Genomic DNA, 21,431 nt, shown 5'->3' with positions numbered 1-21,431 from the left:
CATGTCTGTCCGTCCGACGGACGTCATGCACGAGACCGCGCCCATCGCCGGCTCGTCGACGTCCACCCCCGCACGCCCCCGCAAAGCCCGCCGCACCGCCGCGACCCTCGTCGCCGCACTCGGGCTCGGCCTCGTCCCCGCCGTCGGCACCGCCACGGCCCACGCCGCACCGGCGGCGACCGGCACCACCAGCACGAGCCCAGTCGCCGCCAAGGCCACCACCACGGCCCGCACGTCCCTCACCGTCAAGCGGTCGACCGCGACGACGTACGAGGGGCGCAAGGGCGCCCGCCTGTCCATCCGGCTCCGCAACGCCGACGCGCCCGTCGACGGCCGCGTGAAGATCTACGACGGCCGCAAGCTCCTCCGGACGCTCACCGCGGCCGACCGCAACGACGACGGCCGCCTCACCCTCAGCTACCGCCTGCCGAAGAAGCTCAAGGTCGGCAAGCACACGATCACCCTGAAGTTCCTTCCCGCCTCGTCGACCGACGCGTCGACCGCCAAGCGCACGACGAAGGTCCGCGTCCGCTCCGAGGGCGACCTCGTCGTCCGCACCGCGAAGCGCTACGTCGGCACCCCGTACCGCTATGGCGGCACGACCCCGCGCGGCTTCGACTGCTCCGGCTTCACGAGCTACGTCTACAAGAAGGCCGGCGTCGCCAAGCTTCCCCGGGCGTCCTCGGCCCAGCGCGGGTCGGGCAAGGTCGTCTCCCGTAAGAGCGCCCGCCCCGGCGACCTCATCTGGACCCCGGGCCACGTCGCGATCTATGTCGGGAACGGCAAGCAGATCGATGCTCCGCGACCGGGCAAGAGCATCAAGGTGCGGTCGATCTGGCAGTCGAACCCGACGTTCCTCCGCGTCTGACCCACCACAAGCCGCGCGTGCGCCCACCTTCCCCCGAGGTGGGCGCACGCGCTTCCGTCACACAGTCCCGAGGTGCAGGAACCGCCCCGGCCTGACAAGGTGTGACCCACTGGGACGAAGACGTCCCGTCGCAGGTCACGGACGTGGAGGTATGGTGGATAGTTCCTCCGTTCTCGGATATCGGGGCGCAGCTCCAGAGCTTCGCACCTCGAGCGGAGCGGCCCGGCTCGCCCAGCACGACGCGGAGATCCGCGTCGCCGCTGCCGCACTCTCACGCGGGCACGGCGGGGTCGTGTGGACGGGCGACCCGGGCTCGGGCCGCTCGACGCTCCTCGACGTCGTCGCCGACGCCCTCGCCACCGCGGCAGCCTCCGAGGGCATGCGCCTGCGCCGCGTCATCGTGCCCCGCTCCCTCACCGAGATCGACGAGCGCGCTGTCCATCCCGAGGACGGCACCCGCGTGCTCGTCCTCGCCGACGACCTCGACCACCTCGCGCCCGGGGTGCGTTCCTACCTCCTCGACACCGCGACCCGCCCCCAGACCCCGTGGGTGCTGCTCGCGACACGCACGACAGGTCCCGTCGCCGACGCGTCGCCGCTCCCCCACCCCCTCGTCGAACGCCGCGTCCCGCCGCTGACCGCGGCCGACGCGCTCCTCGTCCTCGCCGAGCACGACGTCGTCGCGGCCCCCCACGTCGTCGCGAGCCTCGTCCGCGCCTCGTCCTGCAACCCCGCCGCGCTCCTGCAGACCATGCCGTGGCTCTCCCCCGAGCAGCTCGGCGGGACCAGCCTCCTGCCAGACCCCATGCCCGTCCCTCCGGCGACGGAGAGGCTCGTCGGCGCCCGTCTCATCGACCTGTCGCCGGTCGAGCACCGCTTTCTCCTCATCGCAGCGGTCGCCGTCGTCGATCGCACGGACGTGCTCGTCCGCGCCGCTGGCACCGATGCCGCGACGATCGCGACGTGGCCAGCCGCGGCCCTCCTCAACCTTGCGGGCGGCCGCTGCCGCATCCTCGAGCCCGGGGTGCGGGCCCTCGTGCACGCCCGTGCGACGCTCGCCGACCGCACCGACGCGCACCTCTCCCTCGCGAGCGCGCTCGCGGCGTCCGACATGCTGGCCGCCGAGTGGCACCGCAGTCTCGGCACGCTCGCAGGAGACGGCGCTCACGCCGAGGACCTTCTCGGGATCGCCGAGCAGCTTCTCGCCCGGGGCGACTGCGTCCACGCGGTGCGCGTCGCGCGCGAGGCCCTCAGCCAGGGAGCCGACGCCGCCGAGCCCTACGGCCACGCCGTCGCAGGAGCCGCGGCGCTCGGTGCCGGACTCGTCCACGACGCCGTCCATCACCTCCGCCGTGCCTCGCACCCGACGATCGACGTCGACGTGCTCGTCGAGCACGGCTTGCGACTCATCGCGCAGCGCACGGAACGCTCGACCGACTGGGGCATCGCCCCGCTCGCCGCGACGCACCTGTGCCCTGCCGACGAACAGGCTCTGCGCGCGACCGACGATGCGCTGCGCGCCGCCCTCACCGGCTCCGCCGACGACGCACGCCGCGAGCTCGAGGCGTTCGCGACGACGATGCTCGAGCCCGTCCAGGAGCACATCTGGCGCACCGACCGGCAGCCGAGGCCCTCGCCTCTCGCTCAGTCGCACGTCCGTGTGACGCAGGCGCTGCTCGACGTCCTCGAAGCCCGGTTCGACCTCGCGGCTGACCTCGTCGACGAGCATGCTCGCGCGCTCCCGCTCCCGTTAGTCCTCGGAGCACTCGCGACCGCAATCTCCGGGCGGCTCGTGGCCCTAGGCGCAGCAGCGCCGCGGGGCATCGTCGGGGCCGTGGCGCGGTATCCCGCGCCGTCGTCGGCCCTCCTGCGGATCGCGGCTCTCGAGGACCGCGCGCTCGCGACCTTCGCGGACGGCGCGGCCGCCGAGGCGGCGGCGCTCCTCGAGCTTGCCGCCGAGCAGCGTCGTCGTGCGACGGGACCGGCGCACGACCTCCTTCTGCCTGGCCTCGTCCCGGCGGAGGCCTGGGCGGAGACCGGCCGGGCGGACCACAGCCTCCCGGCTCCGGTCGCGGCGGGAACAGGCGCGACCGCGCGCGTCCTCGCGGAACGCTCGAGGGTCGCGCTCACGGGCCTCACGATGGTCGGCCCGGACGGACGCACCGGCCTCGCGGACATCGAGGGCGCGACCGACTGGGACACCGCGATGGTCGAGCTCTCCGTCGGGCGCGCCTTCGCCCGGGTGGGCGAGCCTCACCGCGCCCACACGCACGTGCTCGCAGCCGCGGAGCTCCTCGACCTCACGGGTGCCCGCCGTACCGCGGATGCGGCGCGCCATCGGCTCTCGACGCTCACGACCGCGATCCTCGCGCCCCCGCCTGGCCCTGCTCCGTCGGCAGTCTCGCCCGCCTCCCCGGCGGCCGGCGTGCCGCGTGGCATCGCCCGCTGGCGGTCCATCCTCACCGAACGCGAGCTCGAGGTCGCGCAGCTCGTCGCGCAGGGCGCCTCGAACCGTGAGATCGCCGAGACGCTCTACCTCTCCGTCCGCACGGTCGAGGTGTACCTCGGTCGCGCGTTCCGCAAGCTCGGGGTGACGACCAGGGTGGAGCTCGCGGTGCGCGCGCACGAGGACTGACGGCTCCGGGCTGCGGGATCGCCACGACTTTCGACGCCCGGTACGGGAAAACCCGTACCGGGCGTCTCACGTCCGGTCCAGGGATGTGGAGTTACCTCATCACGGCGCCCTCGGCGCGTGACTAACGTCTCACGCTAGTGGCGGCGCCCCCCTGCACCTCCACGTGACCTGTCCCGGGACGGCCGCGCTCCCCCGGTGAGCGGCCCTCCCTCCCAAGAAAGATGAGTCCCGATGAAGAGATTCCGGATCGTGGCTGCTGTAGCCGCGCTCGGGCTCGTGGGGATCGTTCCGGCGATCACCGCGCCCGCGGCGGAGGCACACGGCTGGGTGACCAACCCCCCGAGCCGCCAGGACAACTGCGCGAACGGCGCGACGTCCTTCGACTGTGGTTCCGTCAAGTACGAGCCCCAGAGCGTCGAGGCCCCCAAGGGTTCCATGCTCTGCTCGGGTGGCAACGAGGCCTTCACCATCCTTGACGACAACTCGAAGCCGTGGCCCGTGAAGAACGTGGGCACGAGCCTCGACATCCAGTGGAAGCTCACCGCTGCCCACAACACCTCCCTCTGGGAGTACTTCGTCGACGGCAAGCTCCACCAGACGTTCGACCAGAAGGGTGCGCAGCCCTCCGCGACGACCACCCACACGCTGACGAACCTTCCTGCGGGCAAGCACACCATCCTCGCGCGCTGGAACGTCTCCAACACCGCGATGGCGTTCTACAACTGCGTCGACATCAACGTCGGCGGCACCACGACGACGCCGCCGGTCGAGACGACGCCTCCGACGGAGACGACGCCCCCGACCGAGCCCGGCACGTGCACGGCCACGAAGTGGTCGGCGTCCGCGACGTACCAGAGCGGCGCGACCGTGTCGCACAACGGCCGTCAGTACCGTGCCGGCTGGTGGACCCAGGGCGACACGCCGGGTGAGGGTGGCCAGTGGGGTGTGTGGCGTGACCTCGGCCCGTGCGGCGACGGTGGCACCACGACGACGCCTCCGGCGGAGACGACGCCTCCGACCCAGACGACTCCTCCGGCGGAGACCACCCCGCCCACGCAGACGACGCCCCCGACCGAGCCCGGCAACGCCCCGGCGTGGAACGCCTCGACCGCCTACCAGGCGGGCGCCCTCGTGACGTACAACGGCAAGGTCTACAAGGCTGGCTGGTGGACCCAGGGCGAGACCCCGGGCACCGGTGGCGAGTGGGGCGTGTGGCGCCTGCAGTCGGGCACGGGCCCGACGACGGAGCCGACCGACCCGCCCACGTCGACGGAGCCCACGGACCCGCCGACGACGACCGAGCCGACCGACCCGCCCACGACGACGCCGCCGGTCGACACCGGTGACAAGAAGGTCGTCGGCTACTTCACGCAGTGGGGCGTCTACGGCCGCAACTTCCACGTCAAGGACCTCGACACGTCGGGCTCGGCCGCGAAGCTCACGCACATCCTCTACGCGTTCGGCAATGTCGCGAACGGCAAGTGCGTCATCGGTGACTCCTACGCGGACTACGAGAAGGCGTACACCGCTGACCAGTCGGTCAACGGCAAGGCCGACACGTGGGACCAGCCGCTGCGCGGCAACTTCAACCAGCTCCGCCAGCTCAAGGCGAAGTACCCGCACCTCAAGGTGCTCTTCTCCATGGGTGGCTGGACCTGGTCGGGCGGCTTCGGCCAGGCCGCGGCCTCCGACGCCTCCGCTGCGGCATTCGCCAAGTCCTGCCGTGACATGGTCGAGGACCCCCGCTGGGCTGACGTCTTCGACGGCATCGACATCGACTGGGAGTACCCGAACGCGTGCGGTCTCACGTGCGACAACTCCGGCTCCGAGTCCTACCCGCGCCTGCTCAAGGCTCTCCGTAAGGAGTTCGGCAACGGCCTCGTGACCTCGGCGATCACCGCTGACGGCACGAGCGGTGGCAAGATCGACGCCGCCAACTACGCCGAGGGTGCGAAGTCGCTCGACTTCATCATGCCGATGACGTACGACTTCTTCGGTGCCTGGGCTGCCAAGGGCCCGACGGCCCCGCACTCGCCGCTGACCTCCTACGCGGGCCAGCCGACGAAGGGCTTCGACTCCGACACCGCGATCCAGAAGCTCAAGAGCCTCGGCATCCCGTCGAACAAGATCCTCCTCGGCATCGGCTTCTACGGCCGCGGCTGGACGGGTGTCACGCAGGCTGCGCCGGGTGGCGCGGCGACGCAGGCGGCCGCGGGTACGTACGAGGCCGGCATCGAGGACTACAAGGTCCTCAAGACGACCTGCCCGCCCACGGGCACCGTGGCTGGCACCGCCTACGCGTTCTGCAACGGCAACTGGTGGAGCTACGACACTCCCGCCACGATCAAGGGCAAGATGGACTACACGAAGCAGCAGAACCTTGCTGGCGCGTTCTTCTGGTCGCTCGACGGTGACACGAAGAACGGTGAGCTCATCTCCGCGATCTCGTCCGGTCTGAAGTGATCGAGACCCTCTGACAGGTGCGGGCCGCCGGAGTTCCCCGGCCCGGCGGCCCGTACCCACCACGTCGAAGCCCCCGTCCTCCGTCAGCAGGGAGGGCGGGGGCTTCGTCGTGCAGCGACTCGTAGGTCTCCAGCACCGTTCGATGGTGCTGGAGACCTACGAGTCGGATCCTTGGCGTAGCCGGTGGGGCGTCATGACGTGCGAAGGGTGAGTCCCTCCGCATCGTCCGCGCGGTCGACCGTCACCGTGTCGCCGTCCGCGACCTCGCCCGCGAGGACGAGTCGCGCGAGCCGGTCACCGATCTCCCGCTGGACAAGCCGGCGCAGCGGACGCGCACCATACGCGGGATCAAAGCCCTCGAGCGCGAGCCACTCGCGGGCCGCGTCCGTCACCTCGAGGCCCAGGCGCCGCTCCGTGAGCCGGTCGGCGAGCGCCCGCACCTGGAGGTCGACGATCCGTCCGAGCTCGTCGACGCTCAGCGGGTCGAAGATGACGACGTCGTCGAGCCGGTTGAGGAGCTCCGGCTTGAAGTGAGCGCGCACGGCCGCCATGACGGCCTCGTGCTTCGCCTCGTCGGAGATCGTCGGATCGACGAGCGCGTGCGAGCCGAGGTTCGACGTCATGACGAGGATGACGTTGCGGAAGTCGACCGTCCGCCCCTGACCGTCGGTGAGCCGACCGTCGTCGAGGACCTGCAGGAGGAGGTCGAAGACCTCCGGGTGCGCCTTCTCGACCTCGTCGAGCAGAACGACCGAGTACGGGCGCCGGCGCACCGCCTCCGTGAGCTGGCCACCCTCCTCGTAGCCAACGTAGCCCGGAGGGGCGCCGACGAGGCGCGCGACCGAGTGCTTCTCGCCGTACTCGGACATGTCGATGCGCACCATGGCGTGCTCATCGTCGAAGAGGAAGTCGGCGAGCGACTTCGCGAGCTCCGTCTTGCCGACGCCCGTCGGGCCGAGGAAGAGGAACGAGCCCGTGGGCCGGTCCGGGTCGGAGATGCCGGCGCGGGCGCGGCGCACCGCGTCCGAGACGGCCTCGACGGCCTTCGTCTGGCCGATGAGCCGTGCGCCGATCGTCTGCTCCATGCTGAGGAGCTTCTCGCCCTCGCCCTGGAGGAGCCTTCCTGCGGGGATGCCGGTCCACGCGGCGACGACCTCGGCGATCTCCGCCGCGTCGACCTTCTCGCCGACGAGGCGCTGCGGACCCTCGGCGTCGCCGTCGGTCCCTGCGCGGTCATGCTCGGACGCCTCAAGCTCGGCGATCTCCTTCTCGATCGCCGGGATCTCTCCGTACTTGAGGCGGCCCAACGTCGCGAGATCGCCGTCGTTCTCGGCGCGCAGCGCGGCGGCCTCCTTCTCGGCGAGGCGCTTCTTGAGGTCGCCGACGCGGTTGACGCCGCCCTTCTCTGCCTCCCAGCGAGCGGTGAGCGCGGCGAGCTCCTCCTGGCGGTCGGCCCGCTGCGCGGCGAGCTCGCGGGCACGTTCGAGGTCCTCGTCCGCGCCGGACTCTTTGAGCGCGAGGATCTCGGCGTCGAGGCGCCGGACGACGCGCTGCAGCGTGTCGATCTCGACCGGCGAGGAGTCCATCTCCATGCGGAGGCGGCTCGCGGCCTCGTCGATGAGGTCGATCGCCTTGTCAGGAAGCTGCCGGCCGGTGATGTACCGGTTGGAGAGACGTGCGGCTGCGACGAGCGCGCCGTCGGAGATCGTCACGCCGTGGTGCGCCTCGTAGCGGGACTTGAGGCCGCGGAGGATCGCGACGGTGTCCTCCACGGACGGCTCGCCGACGAACACCTGCTGGAAGCGTCGCTCGAGCGCAGGGTCCTTCTCGATGTGCTCGCGGTACTCGTCGAGCGTCGTCGCGCCGACGAGGCGCAGCTCGCCGCGGGCGAGCATGGGCTTGAGCATGTTGCCCGCGTCCATCGCGCCCTCGGAGCCGCCTCCGGCGCCGACGACGGTGTGGAGCTCGTCGATGAACGTGATGACCTCGCCGTCGGAGTCCTTGATCTCCTGGAGCACGGCCTTGAGGCGCTCCTCGAACTCGCCGCGGTACTTGGCGCCCGCGACCATCGCGGCGATGTCGAGCGCGACGAGCTTCTTGCCCTGGAGGGAGGTGGGGACGTCGCCCGCGACGATGCGCTGGGCGAGGCCCTCGACGACGGCGGTCTTGCCGACGCCGGGCTCGCCGATGAGGACGGGGTTGTTCTTGGTGCGGCGCGAGAGGACCTGGACGACGCGGCGGATCTCGGCATCGCGGCCGATGACGGGGTCGAGGCGGCCCTCACGGGCCTGCTCGGTGAGGTCGACACCGTACTTCTCGAGGGTCTTGTAGGTGCCCTCGGGGTTGGCGGACGTCACGGGCCCGGTGCCGCGGACGGCGGGCAGGGCCGCGCGGAGGGCGTCGGGGGTCGCGCCGGACTCGCGCAGGGCGGTGGCCGCCGCCGAGTCGACGGTCGCGAGGGCGAGGAGCAGGATCTCGGCGGAGATGTACTCGTCGCCGTGGGCGGCCGACTCCTTCTTCGCTGCCTCGAGCACGTTGCCGAGGGCACGTGAGGCGGTGGGCTCGGCGACGGAGCCTCCCTGGGACGACGGGAGCGAGGCGAGCGCGGTGCGGGTGCGGCGGCCGACATCCTTGAGGTCGACGTGCGCGGCGCCGAGGAGCGCGACAGCAAGGCCCTCGGGCTGCTCGAGGAGGGCGCCGAGGAGGTGGAGCGGTTCGATCTGGGGGTTGCCGGCGGCGGCGGCCGCGCGGATGGCGTCGCCGATCGCCTGCTGCGACGCTGCGGTGAAGTTGGACTCCATGAGGTCTCCTCTCGGGTCGGGGTGGTCCTGCCGGAACAACCTCGTCAGACTTGAGTCTATTCCGCTCAACTTTGGTGCACCACCCTGCGGAAGCGGCAGGTTCCTCTCGTCGCCGAGGCCAGCGGTGCAATGATTGAGCATGACGTTCTTCCCCACGGGCGCGCCCGCGCCGCGCGCCGCCGGATCCTGGCACCCCGACGTCCTCGGCGAGGGCTGGGAGCAGCGCACCCTCCACCTCGGCACGGACAACGAAGGACCTGTCGACGTCACGCTCGTGCGTCTCACCCGCGGCCCGCGCCGCGACCGCGCCGTCCTCTACGTCCACGGCTTCGTCGACTACTTCTTCCAGACGCACGTCGGCGAGGCGCTCGACGCGGCCGGCTGGGACTTCTACGCGGTCGACCTGCGCCGCTACGGCCGCTCACTGCGCCCCGGGCAGACCGCGAACCTCGTCGACGACCTCGCCGTCCACGCCGAGGACCTCGACGCCGCGCTCGCCGTCGTCCGCGACGACGAGCACCATGACCGCATCGCCGTGCTCGGTCACTCGACGGGCGGGCTCGTCGCGTCGCTGTGGGCGAACGCGCGGCCCGGACGCATCGACGCGCTCGTGCTCAACAGCCCGTGGCTCGAGCTCAACGACACCGCGCTCATGCGCACCGTCGGCACGCAGGCCCTGCGGGTCCTCGGGAGGGTCGCGCCGCGCACCGTCGTCGGGCACCTCGCACCCCACTACGGGCGCGCGCTCCACACGAGCACGGGCGGCGAGTGGGACTACGACCTCGCGTGGAAGCCCATCGACGGCTTCCCCGTGCGCGCCCGCTGGATCGCGTCGGTGCGCCGCGCGCACGCGCGCGTCGCGCGCGGGCTCGACGTCACCTGCCCGGTGCTCGTGCTGACGTCCGATGCGACCGGCGACCACGAGAACGACCATCCCGAGGTGCTGACGACCGACTCGGTGCTGTCCGTCGAGCAGACCGCAGCCCTCGCGCCCGGGCTCGGTGCCGACGTCACGTACGAGCAGATCCCGGGCGGCGCACACGACCTTGCGCTCTCCCCGGAGCCTGCGCGCTCGCAGTACCTCGCGCGGGTCGTCGGGTGGCTCGACGAGGTCGTGCCGCCGGGGACGCAGGCCCTGTAAGGGCAGAAGGCGGCTGCCCGGACGTTCGACCGAGCCCTCAGGTGTCGTGCGGACCGGCGTCCCGCGCGTCGAAGTCCGCACGCCCCGCGTCCGGCCGCGGGTCCGCGGGACGCTCCTCGGGAGGCTCCTCGTCGTGCGCCTCGTGCACGGCCTCGTCGACGAGCTCCGCCGCGAGCCGCGCGACCCCCGCCTGGTCGGCGATGAGCGCCGCCTGCTGGACGTCGGCCGTGAGCTCGTCCATGACGAGCAGATCCGTGCGCACCTTGCCGGTCCTGTACCCCGCGCGACCCACCATGTGCGCCGAGACGGGTGCCGTGAGCATCTGGAACAGCACGACGAGCAGCACGACGAAGGCCCCGCGCCACGTGCGCAGCTGCAGCTCGAGGCCAAGCAGCACGAGCATGAGCCCGAGCACCTGCGGCTTCGTCGCCGCGTGCATGCGCGCGAGCAGGTCCGGGAACCGCAGGACGCCGACGCCCGCCGCGAACGAGAGGAACGCGCCGCCGAGCATGAGCACGCCGGAGAGGACGTCGAGGATCGTGTCGAGCATCAGCGCGTCCCTCCCTGGTGCGTCGTGTCGTCGGGCTCCGCGTCGAGCTCCGCGACCCGCTCGACCGCACGGTCCTCGGCCTCCTCGACGAGACGACGCTGCGCGTCCTCCGCCTCGACCTCCTCGCGCGACCGGATGCGCCGGTCGTCGTCGGACTCCGCCGCAGCGAACCGTGCGATCGTCACCGACCCTACGAAGCCCACCATCGCGAGCACGACGAGGATTGGCAGGGTGTCCGTCCGCTTGTTCCACGCGGCCTCGAGCGCGATGACCGCGACGAGCGTCGCCGTGAGGACGTCGAGCGCGATCGTGCGGTCAAGCATCGACGGGCCCCGCTCGATGCGGACGACGGCGAGCGCAGCTCCGACGAGCAGCATGGCCGCGGACACGGCGACGACGACGGGGCTCATGCGTCCTCCCCCGGGGGTGCGGGCGCGGGCTCGGACGAGTGCGCGGGTGCGGGTGCCGCGGCCTTCGCGGGCCGCCGCACCGACCAGCGGCGCGGCACGACGAGCCCGGCCCGTTCGAGCTCCTCGTCCGAGGCGAGCGCGTGCAGCACGTGCTCCTCGAGGTCGAGGACGTCCTGCCGGACCTTCTCCTCACCGCCCGACGCCGCAAGGTCGAGCACGTGGAGGTAGATCATGCCGGTGATGCGCTGCGCCTCGACGACGAGCGTCCCCGGGACGAGCGTCGAGAGCTCGGCGGTCACCGTGAGGTAGAGGTCGGCAGGGTTGCGCAGCCGCACACCGACGACGGCGCCGCGCACCTGCGTCCGCGGTGACAGCGCCTGCCACGCGACCTGGAACGACGCGACGACGAGCGAGCCCAGGAAGAACCCGGCGAGCCGCAGCAGGTGCCACGGCCGGATCCTCATCGGCAGGCCCATCGCAGGCAGCGGGAACACGAGCGTCACGACGATGCCGATGGCGAGGCCGCCGAGGACGTTCGCCCACGTGATCTCGCCCCAGAGGAACGTCCACACCGCCGTGAGCCACAGGATCGTCGGCCACTGGGTGACGAGTGCCCGGCGCCGTGCGTGCGGGTTCATCCGGTCACCTCCGTCGAGCTCTCGGCGGGGGTCGGCGAGGGAGTGCCGTCGTCGGGGACGTCGGGCAGGACGGTGCCGCCGTCCGGCACGACATCGTTCGACGTGCCCTCGCCCCGGCCGTCCGGGCCGAGCACCGCAGCCGTGTAGGGCGTGCGGGCGCGCAGCGTCTCCGCCGCCCGGCCCGCGTAGTCGAACAACGGCCCGGCCGCGACCGTGAGCGAGAGGCCGAACACGACGAGCGCGAGCGTCGCCCCGACCATGCCCGACGGCAGTCGCTGCGGCCGGATCTCCTGCGGCGGCGTCTGCCAGAACGCCTTGTTCCACGCCTTGACGATCGCGTAGAGCGTGAGGAGCGACGTCACGAGCCCCCCGCCCACGAGCAGGTACCCGAGCGGCGTGCCGAGCTGCACCGCGCCCTGGAGCAGCCCGACCTTGCCGAGGAAGCCCGACAGCGGCGGGATGCCCGCGAGGTTCATCGCGGGGACGAAGAAGAGGATCGCGAGCAGCGGCGCGATCTTCGCGAGCCCGCCGAGCCGCGCGAGGGACGTCGTCCCGCCGATGCGTTCCATGAGCCCGACGACGAGGAACAGCGTCGTCTGCACCGTGATGTGGTGGACGACGTAGAAGACGGTCGCGGTGAGGCCCGTCTGCGAGGACAGCGCGATGCCGAGCACCATGTAGCCGATGTGGCTGACGAGCGTGAACGACAGGAGTCGTTTGATGTCGTCCTGCGCGACCGCGCCGAGGATTCCGACAAGCATCGTGAGGAGCGCGGCGACGAGCAGCACGTCGTCGAGCCGGTCGTCCGGGAAGAGCAGCGTCTGCGTGCGGATGATCGCGTAGATGCCGACCTTCGTGAGGAGGCCCGCGAAGACCGCGGTGACCGGCGCGGGCGCCGTCGGGTAAGAGTCCGGGAGCCACGCCGACAGCGGGAAGATCGCCGCCTTGATGCCGAACGCGAGCATGAGGAGGATCTCGAGGACGAGGCGCGTCGTCCCGTCGATCTCGGGGAGCCGCTCCGCGAGCTGCGCGAGGTTCACCGTGCCCGTCGCCGCGTAGATCATCGCGAGTGCGACGAGGAAGAGCGCCGAGGACACGAGGGACACGACGACGTAGATCGTGCCCGCCCGGATGCGCGAGCCCGTCCCGCCGAGCGTGAGCAGCACGTAGGACGCCGCGAGGAGGATCTCGAAGCCGACGTAGAGGTTGAAGAGGTCGCCCGTGAGGAACGCGTTCGAGACGCCCGCGGCGAGGACGAGGTACGTCGGGTGGTAGATCGCGACGGGCGCCTCGTCGTCGCCGTCAGCGATGCCCTGCCCGAGCGAGTAGAGGAAGACGCACAGGAGCACGAGCGACGACACCGTCACCATGAGCGCCGAGAGCCGGTCCGCGACGAGGACGATGCCGACGGGCGCGGCCCAGCCGCCGACGTCGACGACGACCGGCCCGGAGTCCGCCGCGACGACGAGCCCGACACCGACCGCAAGCATGAGCGCGAGGACGGCGACCGTGATGAGTCGCTGCGCGCGGCTGTGCTTCCACAGGGCGAGCGCGAGGCCCGCACCGAAGAGCGGCAGCATGACGGGCAGCGGGACGAGGGCAGAGGTCATGCGTCACCTCCCTCGGGCGTGCCGGGCCTTGCGGCGGTGTCGGACGGGGCGGCGGGCACGGTGTGCTCCTCGTCGTCGTGGATCGTCTCGTCGCGCGTGGCCGCGGCGTCCTCGTCGAGGGTCTCGCCCGAGTCCGCGGAGTCCGCGTCCTCGTACGCGGGCGCGTTCGCGGCGGCCTTGCGGGCGACGCGACGGTCCTCGAGGTCGTCCTGCACCTCGTCGTGGCCGTTGAGCTGCCACGAGCGGTACGCCATCGACATGACGAAGCCGACCATGCCGAGCGCGATGACGATCGCGGTGAGGACCATCGCCTGGGGCAGCGGGTCGCTCATCTCCGAGGGCTCGGCCGAGCCGATGATCGGCGCCTTGCCGGCGCGGCCCGAGGCGACCATGAAGAGCAGGTTGACGCCGTTGCCGAGCATGAGTACGCCGAGCAGCACGCGGGAGAGCGACCGCTCGAGCAGCAGGTAGACGCCCGAGGCGACGAGCACGCCGATGACGACGACGAGCGCGAGGGAGGGGGTCATGTCGATCATCGCGAGCCTCCGTCCGTGCGGTGCGGGCGCAGGCCGGCCGCGTCGAGCGCCTCGCGGACCGCCCGCGCGTCGTCGAGGACCGCGGCCGCGCCGTACGTGCCGTCCTGCTCACGCGGCGCAGTGTCCGTCTGCCGGTCGATCTCCGCGCCGAGCGAGCGCAGGATGTCGAGGACGAGCCCGATGACGACGAGGAACACCCCAAGATCGAAGAACACCGACGTCACGAGCTTGACGTGCCCGAGCAGCGGCAGATCCGTCTGGACGATGAAGCTCTGCAGCGGCTCGCCGCCGAAGAGCACGGGCACGAGCCCGACGCCGACGGAGAGGAACAGGCCCGTGCCGAGGAGGAGGCCCGGGTGGATGGGCGCGGCCTCGCCAAGCTCGTACCGACCCGCGGCGAGGTACCGGATGATGATCGCGATGCCCGTGACGAGCCCGGCCGCGAATCCGCCGCCGGGTGCGTTGTGCCCCGAGAACAGCAGGAACGCGGCGAAGACGATCATCGAGTGGAAGAGCAGGCGCGTCGCGACCTCAAAGACGACCGAGCGTCGCTGCGGTGCGAGCGTGCGTCCGCCGCGCAGCCACACCCCTGCGCGCGCGGCGCGGTCGAGGAGGGCCTGCGGTGCGCGCAGGATCTCACCGCTGCGGCGACGCAGGAAGACGAGGCTCGCGACGCCCGTCGCGGCGACGAGAAGCACGGAGATCTCGCCCATCGTGTCCCAGGCGCGCGTGTCGACGAGGACGACGTTGACGATGTTCTTGCCGCCGCCGTAGACGTAGACCTCCTCGGGGAAGTCGACGGAGACGGGCTCGTGGATGCGCGCGCCCGGCACGGTGAGCGCCATCGCGGCGACGGTGACGCCGACGGCGATCGCGATGCCGAGCCGCACGAAGCGCGAGCTCGCGAGCGGCCGGTCGGAGAAGTACGCGGGCAGGCGCCGCAGCGCGAGCACGAAGACGACGAGCGTGATCGTCTCGACGAGCACCTGCGTGAGCGCGAGGTCCGGCGCGCCGTGGAGCATGAAGAGCACGGCTGTGCCGTAGCCCGTGACACCGACGAGGAGGACGGCCTTGAGCCGCCGTCGGGCCCGCGCCGCGAGCACCGCGGCGACCGCCGTCACCCCCGCGACGAGCACCTGGCCGGGGTTCGACGCGAGCACGACCTGCTCGGGCCACGCGCCGTCGGCGACGAGCACTCCCCCGACGGCGATGACGAGCGTGCCGAGGATGATGCCGAGGTAGAGGGGCAGCGAGCCACGCTGCGTCACCGAGGTGACGTCGGCCGCGACCTCGTCGAGGCGACGCATGAAGCGTCGGTAGACGCGCTCGGCCTCGGGGATGTGCGGCATGCGCGACTGGAGGGCCTCGACGCGGCGGCGGGCGACGAACAGCAGCGTGCCCGCGGCGACGATCGCGACGGTGCTCCAGAACGCGGGGCCGACGCCGCCCCACAGGGTGAGGTGCCCCGCCTCGCCCGCCGGGTAGAGCGCGGCGTGCGGCGCGAGGAGGTCCTCGCCGAGGTGCGGGACGAGCGCGGCCGCGAGCCCGAGGACCGCGAGGAGCAGCGGCGGCCACACGAGGAGGCGCGGTTGCGCGTGGATCTGCGCGGGGTCGATCTGGGTGACGTCGACCTCGGCCGGGGGTGCCTCCCCGGGTGCGACGGGCCGCGGCGCCGGTGCCGGGCACGGCGCCTTCGACGCGAACGCGCCCCACCAGAAGCGCAGGCCGTACGCGAAGGTGAGCATCGAGCCGACGACGACGGCCGCGAGGAGGACGACCGACACCCACGGCTCCGCGCCCGGGACCCCGTCGTGGACGAGCGACTCGAGCGCCCCCTCCTTCGCGACGTAGCCCGCGAGCGGCGGCAGGCCGATCATCGACGCGATGGCGAGGCCGCCGGCCGTCGCGGCGAGCGGCAGGCGTCGGCCGACGCCCGTGAGGCGCCGCAGGTCACGCGTGCCGGTCGCGGCGTCGACGACGCCGGTGACGAGGAACAGCGCGGCCTTGAACATCGCGTGCGCGCCGATCATCGCGAGGCCCGCGAGCGCAGCCGACCTCGTGCCGAGGCCGACGAGCAGGATGATGAACCCGAGCTGGGAGACGGTGCCGAACGCGAGGACGAGCTTGAGGTCGTTCTGCCGCAGCGCCCGGTAGCCGCCGAGCAGGAGCGTGCCCGCGCCGAGGACGATGACGGTGACCCGCCACGCGTCGAGGTCGGCGAAGCCGGGGGCGAGGCGCGCGACGAGGTAGACGCCCGCCTTCACCATGGCGGCGGCGTGGAGGTACGCCGAGACGGGCGTCGGTGCGGCCATCGCGCCCGGCAGCCAGAAGTGGAACGGCAGGAGCGCGGACTTCGTCACGGCGCCGACGAGCATGAGGACGACGGCGACGGTGACGAGCGAGCCCGTGGGCGGTGCCGCGAGCACCTCCGAGAGCAGGTAGGTGCCCGCGGTCTCGCCGAGGACGACGATGCCGCCGAGCATCGAGAGCCCGCCGAACGTCGTGACGACGATCGCCTGCATCGCGGCGCGACGTGAGGACTTGCGGTCCGCGTAGTGGCCGATGAGCAGGTAGGAGAAGACGGTCGTCAGCTCCCAGAAGACGAAGAGGAGCAGCATGTCGTCGGCCGTGACGAGGCCGACCATCGCGCCCGCGAAGGCCGTGAGGACGGCCGCGAAGCGCCCGGTGCCGCGGGCGTTCGCGGAGAAGTACGACGAGCAGTACACGAGGACGACCGCGCCGACGCCGCCCGAGATGAGCAGGAGGAACCACGAGAGGGTGTCCATGCGGAAGACGAGGTTGAGGCCGAGCGCGTCGATCCACGGTGTGACGCTCACGGGGTGCTCGCCGCGCATGACGCGGCTCGTCCACGTGAGCGCGTAGACGGCGGCGGACGCGGGGGCGAGCGCGAGGACGAGGAACGCCCGTCGGCCGAGGAAATTCACGAGCGCGGGCGCAGCAAGGGCCATCGCAAGGTGGGCGATGAGCAGCTGAGGCACGTCCGTGTCCGTCCGTCAGGGGGCGGGAGGCGGTCGGCACCCCGATGACGACGCACGTAGGCGGCCGGCCGGGGAACTTGCTGAAGTTTACCAACCCGGGGCCGTCACGAGAGTCGTACGTGGTGTGGCGCGGGCCATGTTCGCGCTCGGGGAACCCGACACCCACGATGTCTCGGACAGACCGCGCCGGTGAGAGCGTCCACCCGTCGAGCCGGGTACCGGACGCCTCGGCCACGCTGGCCGATACCGCGTCATGATGGTCCGGTGACCGATGTGACGCTGACCACCGACCTCCCTCTCGCGGGCCGTACCGTGCTTGTCACGGCCGAGCGCCGTGCCGCCGAGCAGGCGTCCGCGTTCGAGCGCCGTGGCGCTCGCACCCTCCACGCCGCACCGCTCGCGATGGTCCCGCACGTCGACGACGCGCTGCTGCTCGCGACGACACGCGACCTGCTCGCGGACCCGCCGGACACGATCGTCGTGACAACGGGCGTCGGGCTGCGCTCATGGCTCGAGGCGGCAGCGGCGGCGGGCCTGCGCGACGAGCTCGTCGCGCTGCTCGGCCGGGTGCGCGTCGTCGCGCGGGGTCCCAAGGGTCGCGGTGCGCTCGTCGGCGTCGGTGTGCACCCGGCATGGGTGACGGCGTCCGAGCAGAACGCCGAGGTCGCCGAGCGGCTTCTTGCCGAAGGGCTTGCCGGCCGCGACGTCGCGGTGCAGCACCACGGGGCGGGGGCCGACGGTCTCGACGAGGCGTTCGCTGCAGCGGGAGCGCGCGTGCGCAGCCTTGTCGTGCACCGGTGGGGGCCGCCCGCCGACGCCGACGCGCTCGCGTCCTCGCTGCGGTCCGTCGCTGCCGGCGAGGTCGACGTCGTCACGTTCACGGCGGCACCTCCCGTCGTCGCGTGGCTCGACGCGGCTGAGGCCGCCGGTCTCACGGAACGTCTTGCGGAGCTCGCGGGATCGGGCGCCCTGACGTTCGCGACGGTCGGTCCCGTCACGGCTGCGCCCCTGCTCGAGCGCGGACTGCCCGCGCTCGTGCCCGAGCGGTTCAGGCTCGGCGCGATGGTCACGCAGGTGTGCGAGCACCTTGCCGGTCCGACCGCGGGCACGCACCTCACGCGTCCGGGTGACGCTCCGGAGGTGGACGTGGCGTCCGACGCGCCGGTCCCACCCGTCCTCATCGGTTGCTCGCACGGCACCGCGAACCTCGCGGGTCGGGCGGCGATCGCGTCGATCCTCGACGATGTGCGCCGGCTGCGGCCGGACCTCGACGTACGGGAGGCGTTCGTCGACGTCCAGGAGCCCGAGGTCGCGGACGTCGTGGCGTCGGCGCTTGCCGACGCGGGCGGCGCGGTCGTCGTGCCGCTCCTGCTGTCGGTGGGTTTCCACGTCAAGGTCGACGTCGCGGCGGCCGTCGAGCCAGCGGGCGCCGCCGCGTCGGGTCCGCTGGGGCCCGACGGCCTGCTCGTCGACATCCTCGTCGACCGGCTCCGCGAGGCGGGGCTCACGGACGACGACGCCCTCGTGCTTGCGGCCGCCGGCTCGTCGGACCCCGCGGCGGCGGACGCGGTCGCGGAGGTCGCGGCCGGGCTTGCGGCGGCGTTGGACCGGGAGGTCGGGGCGCCGGGTTCGTCGTCCGGTGGTCTCCTCGTCGGCTTCGGCGCGGGCGCCGAGCCGCGCGTACCCGCGGCGGTCGCCGAGGCGCGAGCCTCGGGCCGACGCGTCGTCGTCGCGTCGTACCTGCTCGCGCCCGGGTTCTTCCACGACCGCGTGCTCGAGGCCGGGGCGGACGTCGTCGCGGCGCCGCTCGCGCCGGACACGCGCCTCGCGGAGCTCACGCTCCGCCGCTACGACGAGACCGTCCGGGCGCTCGCGTAGCAGTCCTCCAACGTACTGGTCAGTCGAAGACGCCCTCGACCGCTCGCGTCTCGGCCCGCACGGGCACGACGTGCTGACCACCGAAGTGGACGATGTCAGTGATGTCGCACCGGTCGCCGATGTCGACACGCACTGCGACGTCACCCGTCGCCGAGCGCACCTGCAGCCCGGACCCGTCGGGCACGTGCACCCGGCCGACGTCCTGCGGCAGCCACGCGATCGACAGCGTCGGGCGCTGACGCTCCTTCGTCTGACCCGTCGGTGTCCAGATGTCGAGGACGAACGGCGTCACCGGGCCGAGGGCCGCCGCGAGGAACTCCTCGTCGCTCGACTCCCTGCCGTCGCCGAAGCGACCCCGGCGCGTCATCGCGCGCGGCGGGAGCTCCAGCTCCCCGTCGTCGAGCGCCCGGTCGAGCCGCAGCCTCGCATCCTCCACGCAGTAGCGGGCCGCAGCTCCCTCGACGAAATAATCGTGGAGCAGCCGGAACGGGCTCGCCGAGTGGCCGAGCGTGTCGAGGTCGGCCGCAAGGTGCCCGCCGTCGCGCGCGGGGCGGCGATGCGCCTCGTAGTGGTCGATGGCCCTGTCGAACGCGTCGGTCGCCCACCCGCGCGGACTCAGCACCTGGACGGCCCGCGACAGGACGACGGGGCTGACGTCGAGCTCGTCCGACGCGGGTGTCGCGATCGCGACGGTCGCCGGCAGGTTACCGAGCCTGTCGACGGCCAGCGTCTCGCGCGAGCTCGGCGCCGGCGTGCACGTGCGGTGCAGCGCCCAGCCGATGATCTCGGCCCACTCCTCGAGCCTGCCGAGGAGCATCCCCAGCCGGGAGGACTCGCGGACCGCGTCGACGTACCTGTCGGCGGTGACCCGCCGTCGGTGGACCATCTCGTTGACCCGCTCCTCGAAGTTGAGCACGGTCTGGTAGTAGACGTGGTTCGCGAAGATGCCCACGACGAGGCCGACGAGCACCGCCCCGACGATGCCCGTCCACAGCTCGGAGATGCCGAACGGCTGGGCGAAGCCGGGGACGTAGACGAGCGCGAGCGACCAGCCGAGGACCACCGCACCGAGCACGACCCACGTGACGACGAGCCGTCGTAGGGCCCGCTTGAGCCCGTCGGCGGGCAGCCGGCTGTCCGCCATCGCGCTCTTGCGCGAGGCGTCGGCCGCGCCACGCATCGCCTCCGTGCCCTCGCGCACGCTGACACCGAGGCGCCACACGAGGCTCTGCTCGCGCCGCTCGACCCACTCGTCGAGACGCTGCAGCTCCGCGGTGGTGTCGACGACGCGGAGCTCGATCGCGGCGACCTGCGCAGCGAGCGCAGCGACCTTCCGGTCGATCTCGGACGGCGCCTCGTCGGCGGGGGTCTCGTCGACGGGGTCGTCGACAGTCTCCGTGCCGGCCTCCGCCGCCTTCGCGTTCTTCGCAGCCTTCGCCGCCTTCGCGGTCTTCGACTTGCGTGCCTTGGCGTCAGCCCTGGCCGCCGCTTCCTCCGCCTGCGCCTCGGCCAGCTCGGACTCGAGCTCGGCGAGCTCCTCGTCGAGCTCCGCGCGGTGCACGCGCTCCGCGATGACGTCGCACGACCTCATGACGTGGTCGTCGCGCGTCCGGAACGTGTCGAGCGGGTCGGGGACGACATCCCCGGGCGCGAGCACCTGAGGCTTGCCCGCGATGTCCGGCACCTGGTAGGCGCCGGGCAGCGGCGAGCCGTCGACGAGGGCGAAGCAGTAGCGACGCAAGGTCGACCACGTGGTCGGCGACGGCGCCCGCACGGCACTCGCCTCGGCGCGGATGCCGAGGTTCCGCTCGTGCTGGTTCGCGGCCTCGAGCATGTCCTGCGCCTGCTGGATGAGCGCCTCGGTCGACGTCGGCCGGAACTGGATGACCTGCCCGGCACCCTCGCCGATGATCGCGTTCGTCGCGGTGCGCTCGGCCCAGCGGGTCCCCATGCCGACGAGGGTCGCCGCACCGAGCCCGAAGAGGCGGAGGTTGAAGAGGGTCGCGGCCTTGAGCGCCGCCCAGAACTTGCGGACGAGCACGAAGCGGGACGACCCGGCGGATGGCTCGTGCACCATCCACTCGCTGCCGTCGACGAGGTCGGCGAGCGCGAGCTGGACGACGACGTCGGGCGTCTGCGCCGGGCGCGCCCAGTCGAGGTGCTGGTTGCGCGCTGCCGGGTCCTCGAGCAGCACCGTGCAGATGCCGTCGGCAAGCTCGGCGGTCGCGTCGTCACGGACGACCGAGCGCACCATGGCGCGCACGACGACGACGTCGCCCGCGTGCGTCGTCGAGTCGAGCTCGAGCGTGTCGGCGCTCCCCTCGTCGATGCCGGGCCACAGTGCCGCGATCGAGGCGAGCGCCGAGGCCGCGTGCCCGACGAACACGTCGCCGTCGCGCACCTGGACGCTCGACCGCTCGAGGTCCGGGCGGTCCTCGGCGGCGACGACGACGTTCGCGTCCCAGCCGGGGACGAGCGCGTCGCGGGTGAGGTCTGAGACACCGCTCGCGGGCACGATGACGTTGAGCAGGCGCAGTCGGGTCCCGCCCTCGCCCCCCACGCCCCGCGGCAGGGCGTTGTGCAGGACGTCCCCGACGAGGCGCCCGGTCGCGACGAGATCGCCGACATCGACGCCGTCGCGCGGGACGACGTGCGCGACGACGAGCCGAACGACGTCGAGCCGTCGGACGGCGAGGAACCCGAGCAGGTCGCCGCTCTCCGGCTCCCCCGGCCCGACGAGCGTGGCTTCGACGGCGGCCGGGCGGACCGTCCCGTCGACCTGCGCGGCCGTGACCCACAGGCACTCCCCCACGAGCCCCGCGGCTGCCCAGGACGCGACGGCGTCACGGACCTGGGCAGCCGCGGGGCTGTTGTCCGTGAGGATCACACTGACGTCGACCAT

General features: G+C 72.4%; 13 protein-coding genes. 5 read left to right on the top strand and 8 right to left on the bottom strand.

What is annotated here, in order from left to right; translation table 11 throughout:
* Position 1 precedes the first annotated feature (1 nt).
* From IGS67_RS00175 to IGS67_RS00165, 3 genes are all read left to right on the top strand, one after another.
* On the top strand, positions 2–868 hold the full coding sequence (locus IGS67_RS00175; RefSeq protein WP_235977470.1) for a C40 family peptidase: 867 nt from the start codon (positions 2–4) through the stop codon (positions 866–868).
* A 154-nt stretch (positions 869–1,022) separates the two neighbouring features.
* Complete coding sequence (locus IGS67_RS14240) at positions 1,023–3,503, top strand: LuxR C-terminal-related transcriptional regulator (protein WP_328741214.1); 2,481 nt, start codon at positions 1,023–1,025, stop codon at positions 3,501–3,503.
* A 249-nt stretch (positions 3,504–3,752) separates the two neighbouring features.
* Complete coding sequence (locus IGS67_RS00165) at positions 3,753–5,966, top strand: glycosyl hydrolase family 18 protein (protein ID WP_192276542.1); 2,214 nt, start codon at positions 3,753–3,755, stop codon at positions 5,964–5,966.
* 191 nt (positions 5,967–6,157) lie between these two features.
* Here IGS67_RS00165 and IGS67_RS00160 read toward each other — a convergent pair whose 3' ends face one another.
* A complete protein-coding gene (locus tag IGS67_RS00160) occupies positions 6,158–8,767 on the bottom strand; it encodes an ATP-dependent Clp protease ATP-binding subunit (RefSeq protein ID WP_192276539.1) in 2,610 nt (869 codons plus the stop codon).
* A 139-nt stretch (positions 8,768–8,906) separates the two neighbouring features.
* On the opposite strand from IGS67_RS00160, the gene IGS67_RS00155 reads away from it, so the two are divergent.
* Positions 8,907–9,908, top strand: coding sequence for an alpha/beta hydrolase (locus IGS67_RS00155; RefSeq protein ID WP_192276535.1), 1,002 nt, complete (start codon positions 8,907–8,909; stop codon positions 9,906–9,908).
* 37 nt (positions 9,909–9,945) lie between these two features.
* Here IGS67_RS00155 and mnhG read toward each other — a convergent pair whose 3' ends face one another.
* Genes mnhG through IGS67_RS00125 form a run of 6 tightly spaced genes read right to left on the bottom strand, consistent with a single transcriptional unit; the run spans position 9,946 to position 16,651 of the window.
* The gene (gene mnhG, locus IGS67_RS00150; protein WP_192276532.1) at positions 9,946–10,458 is read right to left on the bottom strand and encodes a monovalent cation/H(+) antiporter subunit G; all 513 of its coding nucleotides are present in this window, start codon (positions 10,456–10,458) and stop codon (positions 9,946–9,948) included.
* Positions 10,458–10,868, bottom strand: a complete 411-nt coding sequence (locus IGS67_RS00145) for a monovalent cation/H+ antiporter complex subunit F (protein WP_192276529.1) — start codon at positions 10,866–10,868, stop codon at positions 10,458–10,460. The genes mnhG and IGS67_RS00145 overlap by 1 nt, the downstream gene beginning before the upstream one ends.
* Positions 10,865–11,506, bottom strand: coding sequence for a Na+/H+ antiporter subunit E (locus tag IGS67_RS00140; protein ID WP_192276526.1), 642 nt, complete (start codon positions 11,504–11,506; stop codon positions 10,865–10,867). The genes IGS67_RS00145 and IGS67_RS00140 overlap by 4 nt, the downstream gene beginning before the upstream one ends.
* Positions 11,503–13,116 (bottom strand): Na+/H+ antiporter subunit D, encoded by a 1,614-nt coding sequence (locus tag IGS67_RS00135; RefSeq protein ID WP_192276523.1) that lies wholly within the window; start codon positions 13,114–13,116, stop codon positions 11,503–11,505. Before IGS67_RS00135 ends, IGS67_RS00140 begins: the two co-directional genes overlap by 4 nt.
* Positions 13,113–13,652: a Na(+)/H(+) antiporter subunit C gene (locus IGS67_RS00130; protein ID WP_407925793.1), complete on the bottom strand. Its 540-nt coding sequence runs from the start codon at positions 13,650–13,652 to the stop codon at positions 13,113–13,115. Before IGS67_RS00130 ends, IGS67_RS00135 begins: the two co-directional genes overlap by 4 nt.
* On the bottom strand, positions 13,649–16,651 hold the full coding sequence (locus IGS67_RS00125; RefSeq protein WP_192276517.1) for a Na+/H+ antiporter subunit A: 3,003 nt from the start codon (positions 16,649–16,651) through the stop codon (positions 13,649–13,651). Before IGS67_RS00125 ends, IGS67_RS00130 begins: the two co-directional genes overlap by 4 nt.
* Positions 16,652–16,915: 264 nt before the next feature.
* Here IGS67_RS00125 and IGS67_RS14235 point away from each other — a divergent pair, with 264 nt between their 5' ends.
* A complete protein-coding gene (locus IGS67_RS14235) occupies positions 16,916–18,529 on the top strand; it encodes a uroporphyrinogen-III synthase (RefSeq protein ID WP_328741210.1) in 1,614 nt (537 codons plus the stop codon).
* 19 nt (positions 18,530–18,548) lie between these two features.
* Here the strand turns inward: IGS67_RS14235 and IGS67_RS00110 are convergent, their stop codons facing one another.
* A complete protein-coding gene (locus tag IGS67_RS00110) occupies positions 18,549–21,431 on the bottom strand; it encodes a hypothetical protein (RefSeq protein WP_192276514.1) in 2,883 nt (960 codons plus the stop codon).

This window comes from Flavimobilis rhizosphaerae, from assembly GCF_014852685.1.
Classification (GTDB): domain Bacteria; phylum Actinomycetota; class Actinomycetes; order Actinomycetales; family Cellulomonadaceae; genus Flavimobilis; species Flavimobilis rhizosphaerae.
The sequence above is the reverse complement of the archived record's forward strand: the minus strand, read 5'-3'. Positions and strand labels throughout refer to the sequence as shown.

Bases quoted from the DNA above. Each gene is read 5' to 3' on its own strand.
- IGS67_RS00175 (WP_235977470.1), top strand. From the start codon at position 2: ATGTCTGTCCGTCCGACGGACGTCATGCACGAGACCGCGCCCATCGCC.
- IGS67_RS00160 (WP_192276539.1), bottom strand. From the start codon at position 8,767: ATGGAGTCCAACTTCACCGCAGCGTCGCAGCAGGCGATCGGCGACGCC.
- IGS67_RS00155 (WP_192276535.1), top strand. From the start codon at position 8,907: ATGACGTTCTTCCCCACGGGCGCGCCCGCGCCGCGCGCCGCCGGATCC.
- mnhG (WP_192276532.1), bottom strand. From the start codon at position 10,458: ATGCTCGACACGATCCTCGACGTCCTCTCCGGCGTGCTCATGCTCGGC.
- IGS67_RS00145 (WP_192276529.1), bottom strand. From the start codon at position 10,868: ATGAGCCCCGTCGTCGTCGCCGTGTCCGCGGCCATGCTGCTCGTCGGA.
- IGS67_RS00140 (WP_192276526.1), bottom strand. From the start codon at position 11,506: ATGAACCCGCACGCACGGCGCCGGGCACTCGTCACCCAGTGGCCGACG.
- IGS67_RS00135 (WP_192276523.1), bottom strand. From the start codon at position 13,116: ATGACCTCTGCCCTCGTCCCGCTGCCCGTCATGCTGCCGCTCTTCGGT.
- IGS67_RS00130 (WP_407925793.1), bottom strand. From the start codon at position 13,652: ATGATCGACATGACCCCCTCCCTCGCGCTCGTCGTCGTCATCGGCGTG.
- IGS67_RS00110 (WP_192276514.1), bottom strand. From the start codon at position 21,431: ATGGTCGACGTCAGTGTGATCCTCACGGACAACAGCCCCGCGGCTGCC.